We start from the raw sequence: 11,368 nt of genomic DNA on the forward strand, positions 1-11,368 counted from the left end.
AACTGAACACACTCGTCCAGGACCTCAACGACCAGGGCATCCGGGCCCGCACCATCCCCGTCGACTACGCCTCCCACACCCCCCACGTACACCCCTTGGAGCAGACGCTCCACGCCCTCCTCCACGACATCAGCCCCCGATCCACCACCACCGCCTTCTACTCGACGCTCACCAACACCTTCCTGGACACGGCCGAGCTGGACGGCGGCTACTGGTACCGGAACCTGAGCAGCCCGGTCCTCTTCGAACCGGCTGTGCGCGCCCTCCTCGACGCCGAGCACTCCGTCTTCGTGGAGGTCAGCCCGCACCCGGTCCTGACCACCGCCCTCCAGGACACCGCCGACACCACCCACACCACCGCCCTCATCACCGGCACACTCCGCCGCGACGAAGGCACCCTCACCCGCTTCCACCACTCCCTCGCCCACCTCCACACCCACGGCCTCCCCGTCGACTGGACACCCGCTCTCCCCGTTGCCCCCGGCCGCGCCACCGATCTGCCGACCTATCCGTTCCAGCGCAAGCGCTACTGGCTGGAGGGGCCCGCCGCGCACAGCGACGCCGGGAGCCTCGGTGTGGACGGCGCCGACCATCCCTTCCTCGCCGCGTCGACCACGCTCGCCCAGAACGGGACGCTGCTGCTCACCGGCCGGATCTCGCTGCGCACCCACCCCTGGCTCGCCGACCACGCCGTGAACGGGACTCCCCTGCTCCCGGCCACCGCCCACCTCGATCTGGCGCTCCAGGCGGGCAGGGAAGCCGGGGCCGGAACAGTGGACGAACTGACGCTGGAGGAACCGCTGTTCGTGCCCGAGCGCGGCGGGGTGCGGGTCCAGGTGTCCGTGGAGGCACCCGACGAGGAGGGGCGCAGGCGGATCGCTGTGCACTCCCGGCCCGATGCCCCGGTGGACGACGTCCTGGGCGACGGGCCGGGGTGGACCCGTCATGCCACCGGCACCCTCGCCCCGGCGGACGCCGTACCGCCGCAGGACGTGACGCACGACGAAGCCTGGCCGCCCGCGGGCGCCGTCCCGCTGGACACCGGCGAGCTGTACGCCGAACTCGCCGCGCTGGGCTACGAGTACGGACCCGCGTTCCGCAATCTGACGGCCGCCTGGCGCTCGGGGGACACCGTCCACGGCGAGGTGTCACTCGCACCGGAACTGCACGCGGAGGCGGCCCGGTTCGTCCTCCATCCGGCGCTCCTGGACTCGGCCCTGCACACGCTGGGGCTCGGTGACTTCCTCGGCGAGGGCGTCCGGCTGCCGTTCTCCTGGTCCGGGGCGGTGCTGCGGGCCACCGGAGCCACGGCACTGCGGGTCACCGTCTCCCCCGGCGAGGGAGGCCGGGACACCGTCCGGGTCGCGGTCGCGGATCCCACCGGCGCACCCGTGGTGAGCGTGGACAGCCTCACCCTGCGCCCCCTCTCCCCCGGTCAGCTGCCCGCCGCACCGGGCGCGTCGGCCTCCGACTCGCTGTACGCCCTGGAGTGGACGGAGCTGGACGCCCCGCCGGCAGCGGCGGACGGGGCGGCTTTCGACGTGCTGGACGCCTCCGCGCCGTTCGAGGGCGCGGCGCCCGTCGCGGCGGGGGCCGGAATCGAGTGGCTGCTCGACCGGCTGCGGGACCGAGTGGGCGACGAGAGCGGGCCGGACGGGCGGCTCGTCGTGCTCACCCGAGGTGCCGTGGCCGCACTCCCCGGCGATCCGGTCGACCTCGCCGCCGCCCCGCTCTGGGGGCTGACGCGGTCGGCCGCCACCGAGAATCCCGGGCGGCTGGTCCTGGTGGACCACGACGGGGAGCGGGCGTCGCTGGACGCGCTGGCCTCGGCCGTCGCCACCGGGGAGCCGCAGTTCGCGCTCCGGGACGGCCGGGTGCTGGTGCCACGGCTGCGCAGGGCGGAGTCCGCCGCGCCGGCAGTCGTGCCGCCCGAAGGCGTCGCCGGGTGGCGGCTGGAAACGCCCGGCGGGTCGCCCGACGACCTTCGTGCCGCCGCGCACCCGGCCGCCGAGGCACCGCTGTCCGAGGGGCAGGTACGGATCGAGGTCCGGGCCGCCGGACTCAATTTCCGCGATGTGCTCACCGCCCTCGGCATGGTCCAGGGAGCCACCCCGCTGGGTACGGAGGCGGCCGGGGTCGTCGTGGAGGCCGGGCCGGGCGTCACCGGTCTGGCGCCGGGCGACCGGGTGTTCGGGCTGGTGCCGGGGGCGGTAGGGCCGCTGGCCGTCGCGGACCGGCGGCTGATCGCCCGTATTCCGGAGGGCTGGTCGTACGCACAAGCGGCGGGCGTGCCCGCGGTGTTCACCACGGCCTACCACGGGCTGGTCGAGCTGGCCGGGCTGCGCCGGGGCGAGCGGGTGCTGATCCACTCCGGGGCCGGCGGTGTCGGCATGGCGGCGCTCCAGGTGGCCCGGCACATCGGGGCCGAGGTCTTCGCCACGGCGAGCCCGGCCAAGTGGGGCGCGCTGCGGGCCCTCGGGCTCGACGGGGACCACATCGCCTCCTCCCGTACGACCGCGTTCGAGCAACAGGTGCTCGACGTGACGGGAGGGGTGGACGTGGTGCTCAACTCGCTGACCGGCGAGTTCATCGACGCCTCCCTGCGGCTGCTGTCCCCGGGCGGGCGGTTCATCGAGATGGGCATCGCGGACCTGCGGGACCCGGAGGAGATCGCGGCGGTCCGGCCGGGTGTGGCGTACCGGCCGTTCGAGCTGCTGGACATGGCCCCGGACCGGGTCGCGGAGACGCTGGCACGGGTGCTCGCCCTGTTCGAGACCGGTGAGCTGGCACCGCTGCCCGTCACCACCTGGGACGTGAGCCGCGCACCCGAGGCGTTCCGCCACTTCGGGCAGGCCCGCCAGACCGGCAAGGTCGTCCTGACTCTGCGGCCGCGCGAGCCCCGAGACGGCACGGTCCTGATCACCGGCGGCACGGGGACCCTGGGTGCGGCCCTGGCCCGGCATCTGGTGACCGCCCACGGCGTGCGCCACCTGCTGCTCACCGGCCGCCGGGGACCCGGGGCGCCGGGGGCGGCCGAGCTGGCCGACGAACTGACCGGTCTCGGGGCGCGGGTGCGGATCGCCGCGTGCGACGCCGCCGACCGGGACGCGCTCGCCCGGCTGCTGGGCTCCGTGCCGTCCGCGCATCCCCTCACGGGTGTGGTGCACGCGGCCGGGGTCCTGGACGACGGGGTGCTCGCCTCCCTGACACCGGAGAAGGTGCGGGCGGTACTGCGGCCCAAGGCGGACGCGGCCTGGCACCTGCACGAGCTGACCCGGGGGCTGGACCTGTCGTTCTTCGTGCTGTTCTCCTCCGCGTCCGGTCTGCTCGGCGGGGCCGGGCAGGGCAACTACGCGGCCGCCAACGTCTTCCTGGACGCGCTGGCCGGCCACCGGCGGGCAGCCGGGCTGCCCGCGGTGTCCCTGGCCTGGGGCATGTGGGAGGCGGCGAGCGGGATGACCGGGCACCTGGGCGGCGCGGACCGGGCCAGGATCGCGCGGGGCGGGCTCGTCCCGATGACGGTGCCGGAGGGCATGGCGTTGTTCGACGCCGCCCTCGCCGACGGCCGGCCGCTGCTCGTACCGGCGCCGCTGGACGGGCCCGGCCTGCGGTCGCTCGCCGGGGCCGCGCCCGGCACGGGCGGGGTGCCGGCCGTGCTGCGGTCGCTGGTGCGGGCACCCGAGGTGCGCCGGGCGGCGAGTGGCGTGCGGACGACCGCCGACTCCGCGACGGACCGGCTCGCCGCGCTGCGCGGGCCCGAGCGGGCGCAGGCGCTGCTCGTGCTGGTGCGGGAGCAGGTGGCGGCCGTGCTCGGCCATCTGACGGCCGATGAGATCACCGCGGACCGGGCCTTCAAGGAGATCGGGTTCGACTCGCTGACGGCGGTCGAACTGCGCAACCGGATCTCGGCGGCGACCGGGCTGCGGCTGCCGACCACCACGGTGTTCGACTTCCCGACGCCCGCCGCCCTGGCCGAGCGGCTGTCCGGGCTCCTGGCCCCGGACGAGCGGACGGACGCCGAGGAGCTGGAACGGCTGCTGCATTCCGTCACGGTCGGCGGCGAGGGCTTCGACGCGCTGCGGGAGCGGCTGCGGGCGGCGCTCTGGCTCTGGGACGAGCAGGCGGCGGAGCCGGAGGCCGACGGGGCACCGGACGACGATCTGGATACGGCCACGGACGAGGAGCTGTTCCGCGCGCTGGACGAGGAGCTGGGTGCGTCATGACCGGTCATTTCCGCGTACGAGAGGGCATGGGCGATGAGTAACGAGGACAGGCTCCGCGACTATCTGAAGCGGACGACGGCCGACCTCCGGCAGGCCCGGCGCAGGATCAAGGAGCTGGAGGAGAAGGAGCACGAGCCGATCGCGATCGTGTCGATGGGCTGCCGTTTCCCGGGCGGCGTCGATTCACCGGAGGCGCTGTGGCGGCTGGTGACGGAGGAGACCGACGCGGTGTCCGGGCTGCCGGAGGACCGTGGCTGGGACCTGGAGGGGCTGTACGACCCCGATCCGGACCGGCCCGGCACGGCGTACACGCGGGAGGGCGGGTTCCTGGAGGGTGCGGGCGGATTCGACGCGCCGTTCTTCGGGATGGGCCCGAGGGAGGCCGTCGCGACCGACCCGCAGCACCGGCAGCTCCTCGAAGTGGCCTGGGAGACGCTGGAACGTGCGGGAATCGCCCCGGGCTCCCTGCGGGGCAGCCGCACGGGCGTCTTCGCGGGCGTGGTGTCCCAGGCGTACGTGCCGCCGCCGGAGCGGGTGCCCGAGGGCTACGAGGGGCATCTGATGACCGGCAACGCGACGAGTGTCGCGTCCGGGCGCATCGCCTACCACCTGGGGCTCGAAGGCCCGGCCGTGACCCTCGACACCGCGTGCTCGTCGTCGCTGGTGGCGATGCATCTGGCGGCCCAGTCGCTGCGGCGCGGCGAGAGCGACCTCGCGCTGGCGGGCGGGGTGACGGTGATGGCCACCCCGGTGCTGCTGGTCGAGTTCAGCCGGCAGCGGGGGCTCGCGCCCGACGCCCGGTGCAAGGCGTTCGACGCGGCGGCCGACGGCACCGGCTTCTCGGAGGGGGTCGGCCTGGTCCTGTTGGAGCGGCTGTCCGACGCGCGCCGCAACGGCCGCCGCGTCCTCGCCGTGCTGCGGGGCTCGGCGGTCAACCAGGACGGGGCGAGCAACGGCCTCACCGCGCCCAACGGCCCGACCCAGGTCCGGGTCGTCCAGCAGGCCCTGGCCTCGGCCCGGCTGGCTCCGCAGCAGGTGGACGCGGTGGAGGCGCACGGCACCGGCACCCGGCTCGGTGACCCGATCGAGGCGCAGGCCCTGCTGGCGGCCTACGGGCAGGGGCGCCCGGAGGGCGAACCGCTGCTGCTCGGCTCCCTCAAGTCCAACATCGGGCACACCCAGGCCGCGGCCGGTGTGGCCGGGGTCATCAAGATGGTGCAGGCGATGCGGTACGGGGTGCTGCCGCGCACCCTGCACGTGACGGAGCCGACCCCGCACGTCGACTGGGCGTCGGGCTCCGTGGAACTGCTCACCGAGTCCGTCCCCTGGCCCGACCGGGACCGGCCGCGCCGGGCCGGGGTGTCGTCCTTCGGGATCAGCGGCACCAACGCCCACGTCATCCTCGAACAGCCGGAGGAAGCGGCGGGCGATGCCGGACCCGAGGCGCTGCTGCCGGAGCCGCCCGCTCCGTGGCTGCTGTCGGCCCGCACGGAGTCCGCGCTGCGTGCCCAGGCGGGCCGGCTGCACGCGCGTCTCCTCTCGGCCCCCGAGCTGTCGGGCCACGAGGTGGGCCGGACGCTGGCCCTGGGCCGTACGGCGTTCCGCCACCGGGCGGTGGTCCTGCCGGGCGACCGCGCCCGGCAGTTGGCCGCGCTGGCGGCGCTGGCCTCGGGCCGCAGACCGGCGGGGGCGGTGCGCGGTGACGTGGCGGGTGCGCCCTCGACCGCCTATCTGTTCACCGGGCAGGGCAGCCAGCGCCCGCGCATGGGGGCCGGGTTGTACGCGTCGCGGCCCGTCTTCGCCAAGGCCCTGGACGAGGTGTGCGAGGCGTTCGAGCCGTTGCTGGTCCGCCCGCTGAAGAGCCTGCTGCTCGCGGACGAGGGCAGTCCGGAGGCCGCGCTGCTGGAACGCACGGAGTACGCGCAGCCGGCGCTGTTCGCCGTGGAAACCGCCTTGTTCCGGCTCCTGGAGCAGACGCTTCCGGCTCCGGGGCAGGTCGCCGGGCACTCGATCGGCGGGCTCGCCGCCGTGCACGCGGCGGGGGTGCTGTCGTTGGAGGACGCCTGCGTCCTGGTCGCCGCGCGGGGGCGGCTGATGCAGCGAATGCCGGACGGGGGCGCGATGGTGGCGTGCGAGGCGTCGGAGGACGAGGTGTGCGGGGCGCTGGCCGGATACGCGGGCAGGGTCTCGGTGGCGGCGGTCAACGGGCCGCGTTCCACGGTGGTCTCGGGTGACGCGGGCGCGGTGGCGGAGGTCGCCGAGTCGTTCCGGGCACGGGGGCGCAGGATCCGCGCGCTCCGGGTGAGCCACGCCTTCCACTCGCCCCATATGGACGGGGCGCTGGACGAGGTGCGCGCGGTGGCGGCGGGGCTGCGCTTCCATGAACCGCTGATCCCGGTCGTCTCCGATCTGACCGGGCGCCGGGCGGGCCCGGACGAGCTGCGGGACCCGGACTACTGGGCGCGGCAACTCCGTTCGCCGGTGCGGTTCGGGGACGCGGTGGCGGCGCTGGCCGAGGGGGGTGCGGAGGCGTTCGTGGAGGTGGGTCCGGACGCCGTGCTCACGCCGTTGGTCGCGGCCTGCCTGCCGGGGGCCTCGCCGCTGGCGGTGCCGTCGCAGGTGCGGGACCGCCCCGGCGAGGAGACGTTCGCGGTGGCGCTCTCGGCGCTGCACGCGGCGGGGGCCGGGGTGCGGTGGGAGAGCTGGTACGCGGAGACCTCGGCGCCTCCGGCCGAGCTGCCCACGTACCCCTTCGAGCACACGCACCACTGGTGGCCGGTCCCGGCGGGGCGGACGCCCGGGGTGGAGCCCGGGCCCGAGGCCGGGCGGGTGCCGGTGCCGGTGCCGGAGGAGGGTGGTTCGCTGCTGGATCTCGTACGACTCCACGCGGCCGATGTGCTCGGTCATGCGTCACCGGAGTCGATCGCGGCCGAGGACAACTTCCTCGACATCGGCTTCTCCTCGTTCACGGCGTTGGAGGTCCGCAACCGGCTCTGCGAGGCGACGGGTCTTGTGCTGCCGCCGGTGCTGCTCTTCGAGCACCCGACTCCGTCGGCGGTGGCCGGGTTCATCCGGGACGAGCTGGCCGCCGCGTAGCGGGGCACGAAGCGAGGAGCCGGGGCGCCGTGGCCGGGCCCCGGCTCCTCGCTTCGTGTGACGTGTGCGGGTGGATCACCAGGTGACGGGGAGGCGGAACACCCCCTGGACGGAGCCGCCCGGCTTGACGCCCAGGGCTTCGAGGGGTTCGGTCAGGCGCAACATCGGTATGCGCACGGCGAGTTCGCGGAGGGCGATCTCCAGTTCGGCGCGGGCGAGGTTCTGGCCGATGCACTGGTGGACGCCGTAGCCGAAGGCGAGGTGGTGGCGGGTGCCGCGCCGGACGTCGAGGGTGTCGGGGTCGGCGAAGACCTGCGGGGAGCGGTTGGCTGCCGCGTTCGGCAGGTAGACACCGTCGCCCTCCTTCACCACGACCCCGCCGATCTCGATGTCGGCGGCCGCCACCCGCTGGAGTTCATCGGCGACCGAGAGGAAGCGCAGCAGTTCCTCGACCGCGCCGGAAGCCACCTCCGGATCGTCGCGCACCTCCGCGAGCTGCTCGGGGTGTTCGAGCAGAGTGAGGACGCTGAGGCCGATCATGTTGGCGGTCGTCTCATGGCCGGCGACCAGCAGGAACATTGCGATGGAGGCCAGTTCGAGGCGCCCGAGCTCCCCGGTGGCCAGCCGGTCCGTGATCAGCTCGTCGAGCAGGCCCTCCTCCGGCTTCGCCTCCTTGGCGGCGATGAGGTCGTTGAAGTAGCCGACCAGGGCGGCGCTGGCGTCGGACGCCTCCTGGGCCGTGCTCGTCGCCTGCACCATCCGGCTCGTCTGCTGCTCGAAGAAGTCGTGGTCGGAGTACGGCACACCGAGGAGTTCGCAGATCACGGTGGAAGGGACCGGGAGCGCGAACTCCGGCACCAGGTCCGCAGTGGTCCTGCCGTCGGCGAGCAGCGCGTCGATCTTCTCGCCCACGATGCGGCGGATCGCGGGGCGCAGCGAGTTGACGCGCTTCACGGTGAAGCTGGGGATCAGCATGCGCCGCTGGACGTCGTGCTCCGGCGGGTCCATCCCCACCAGGGCGGTCAGCTTGGCGGCCGCCATGCGCGGGACGTGGACCGGGAAGTCGGGGCGGGTCCGGTCGGAGGAGAGCCGGGGGTCCACGAGCAGCCGCCGGGTCTCCTCATAGCCGGTGACCACCCAGGCCACCCGGCCGTCGTAGAGGCGGACCCGGGCGAGCGGGCCCTCCTGGCGAAGCTCCGCGTACCCGGCCGGCGGGTGATACGGGCAGCCGCGCGTCATCGGGAACTGCGGCAGTCCTGCGGTCTCGGCGGTCACGGTGTCGATGGTCATGCGGCCCCCAGGCGCTCGGTCCACGACCGGCTCTCCGGTGTGGACCGGCATTGTCGGGAGAGCTGGTTAAGAGGTTCTAAAGCCGCCCGCGCCCGGTGCCGGCGTCCTCCCCGGCCCACCGGGCCGCGAGGAGCAGGGCGATGTCGTCGGGCCGGTCCGCGGCCTGGCGGGCCCGGCTGATGACGTGGTCGGCGGTGTCGGCGAGCGGCTGCGCGCCCACGCTCGCCAGGGTGGCGCGCAGTCGCTCGACCCCGACGTCGATGTCGATGCCCGCCTGCTCGACCAGGCCGTCGGTGTACAGGGCGAGCGTGGCGCCCGGGTCGAGGTGCAGCTCGGTGACGGGGTAGCGGGCCTCGGCGTCGATGCCCAGGACGATGCCGCCCGGGAGATCCATGACCTCGGCGGTGCCGTCGGGGCGGCGCAGGACGGGCTGGGGGTGCCCGGCGCGCACGGCGTGCGTCCGGCCGGTGGCCGGGTCCGTCACGATGTAGCAGCAGCTCGCGAACTGGCCGGTGTCCAGGTCGATGAGCAGGCGGTTGGTGCCGCTCATGACCTCCTGGGGATCGTGGCCGCTGAGCGCGAAGGCCCGTACGGCACTGCGGACCTGGCCCATGGTCGCGGCGGCGGCCACGCCGTGCCCCTGCACGTCCCCGATGACGAGGGCGAGGCGGCCCCGGGTCTCGATCACGTCGTACCAGTCGCCGCCGACGTCCATGCCCTGGGTGCCGGCGAGGTAGCGGCCCTGGGTGTCGATGCCGCGGACGGCGGGCAGCCGGTGCGGCAGCAGGGCGTCCTGGAGGCCGCGCGCGAGGGCGGCCTCGGTGTCGTAGCGCCGGGCCCGCTCAAGGGCCTGGGCGATGAGGCCGGCCAGGGCGGTCAGGACCGTACGCTCCTCCGGGCTGAAGCCGCGCGGCTGGTCGAAACCGAGGATGCAGGAACCGACCAGGCGCCCGGAGGCGATGAGCGGGAGGAAGGCGCGGGCGCCGACGTCGGAGTCCATGGGGATGCCCGGATAGGCGGCGGCCAGGCGCTGCATCGACTCGAAGAAGATGGGGCGCCCGGTGGTGAGCGTTTCCACGCCGGGGATGCGGGCGTCCAGGCCGACCGCGTCGAACCGGTCGAGGAAGCCGTGCGGGAAGCCGGTCTCCCACTCCAGGTAGAGGTGGCCCTCCTTGAGCAGGTAGATCGCCAGTTGCCGGCCGCCGAAGGCGGGAAGCAGCTCCTCGGTGACCACGCGGGAGACCTGCCGGGCGGTGACGGCCTCGGTGAGCGCGATGGCGAGGGCGACCGGCCGGTAGAGGGCGGCGGACCGGTCGGCCGGTGAGCCGAGCCCCTGACCGGGCGATACGACGGAGTCCGGGGTGTAGGCGGGCGTATCGGTGGGCGTGAGGACGGCGGTCAGGCCGTCGTGCCCGGGATACAGGGAGACGGAGAGCCAGGGGGGCGGGTCGCGGCGGGCGAGGAAGTGGACCGGGGCGTCGGAGATCATCGCGGCCCGGTAGTGGTCCTCGTACGCCGGGTTCGCGAACCAGGGCAGGGCCTCCCAGAACACCCGGCCGACCAGGGCGGCACGGGGCGCGCCCAGCATGTCCTCGGCGAGCGGGTTCACGTAGGTGATGCGGCCGAAGCGGTCGAGCGAGAAGATGCCGCGCGGCAGCCGGTCGGCGGCCTCGGCGACGACCGGGCCGATGCCCAGGTCCACCAGGAAGCCGGTCAGGTGCCCGGCAGGCCCCTCGTCGTCCTGCCGGCGCCCGGACACCTCCAGCAGGTGGGAGCGCCCGTCCGGGCCGCGCAGCCGCATCCGGCGCACGACGGGCCCGGCGGAGCCCGCCGCCTGCCGGGCCAGCGCCCAGAGGCCGTAGACGTCCTCCGGGGCGAGCCGGGCGGCCAGGGCCTCGATGGTGCCGGGGAAGCGGCCGTCCCCGCTGCCGAGGATCGAGGCGAGCTCGTCGTCGGCGTCCACGGCGCCGGTGGCGAGGTTCCAGTCGAAGCGGCCGATGCGCACGGGCGGCGAGGTCCTGGCGGGCAGCTGTACGGGCAGCGGCTCGCCCTCCCACTCCGGCCGGGTGCCGGCGTCCGCGAGCCCGGCCAGTTCGGCGCCGAGGTCGTGGGCGATGCGCCGGAGCCGGGCCCGGTCGGCGCGGGGCTCCGGATCGGCACCCGTCGTACCGCGCAGGACGACGAGGACGCCGAGCGGTTCGCGGCGGCGCAGCACCGGCACGTACAGGGAGCGGAAGGGGAACGGCAGTCCGGCCATCAGCTGCGGGAAGCGCCGCATGGCGTCCTCGGCGTCGGCGAGATACACCGGGCTGCCGGTGCGGAACGCCTCGGCGATCGGGAACGGCCGGTTCACGTGCATCCGCCACCAGGGGCGGAACAGGGGGCCGGGGAGCCCGGCGAGGACGGCGAGCCGGAGCAGCCCGGGGGTGCGCGAGGGGAGGTAGATCCCACCGGCCCGGCCGCCGACCGCCTCGGTGGCGTTCACGACGGACTGGGCGAGCACCAGGGACAGCTCGCCCGGCGCCCGGCCGTTCTCCGCTCCTCCGGGCGGGCCGTCGCTCGGGCCGAGCGGCACCAGCCCGGCTGCGCTGTGCCAGGTCACACAGCCAGCATGCTCCCGGGCGGCGGGGGCGGCACGCCGGAGACACCCCGGACGTGGGGGGGGGGGGGGGGGGGGGGGGGGGGGGGGGGGGGGGGGGGGGGGGGGGGGGGGGGGGGGGGGGGCGGCGCCGGCGGGGCGGGGGGGGGGGGGGGGGCGT

General features: G+C 75.0%; 4 protein-coding genes. 2 read left to right on the plus strand and 2 right to left on the minus strand.

Annotated features, from left to right (window positions below):
- Positions 1-4,223 (plus strand): SDR family NAD(P)-dependent oxidoreductase (locus ACZ6C6_RS29110; RefSeq protein WP_469206921.1); only part of this gene is annotated, 4,223 nt, incomplete at its 5' end.
- Positions 4,224-4,256: 33 nt separating this feature from the next.
- Positions 4,257-7,319 (plus strand): type I polyketide synthase, encoded by a 3,063-nt coding sequence (locus ACZ6C6_RS29115; protein WP_469206922.1) that lies wholly within the window; start codon positions 4,257-4,259, stop codon positions 7,317-7,319.
- A gap of 75 nt (positions 7,320-7,394) precedes the next feature.
- Here ACZ6C6_RS29115 and ACZ6C6_RS29120 read toward each other — a convergent pair whose 3' ends face one another.
- Both ACZ6C6_RS29120 and ACZ6C6_RS29125 read right to left on the minus strand, forming a co-directional pair.
- Positions 7,395-8,609 (minus strand): cytochrome P450, encoded by a 1,215-nt coding sequence (locus ACZ6C6_RS29120; protein ID WP_469206925.1) that lies wholly within the window; start codon positions 8,607-8,609, stop codon positions 7,395-7,397.
- A 76-nt stretch (positions 8,610-8,685) separates the two neighbouring features.
- Complete coding sequence (locus ACZ6C6_RS29125) at positions 8,686-11,211, minus strand: SpoIIE family protein phosphatase (RefSeq protein ID WP_469206927.1); 2,526 nt, start codon at positions 11,209-11,211, stop codon at positions 8,686-8,688.
- Positions 11,212-11,368: the final 157 nt, after the last annotated feature.

The sequence above is a fragment of the Streptomyces sp. NPDC041814 genome (genome assembly GCF_055590565.1).

Coding starts and splice junctions, on each gene's coding strand:
- ACZ6C6_RS29115 (WP_469206922.1), top strand. CDS start 4,257: ATGAGTAACGAGGACAGGCTCCGCGACTATCTGAAGCGGACGACGGCC.
- ACZ6C6_RS29120 (WP_469206925.1), bottom strand. CDS start 8,609: ATGACCATCGACACCGTGACCGCCGAGACCGCAGGACTGCCGCAGTTC.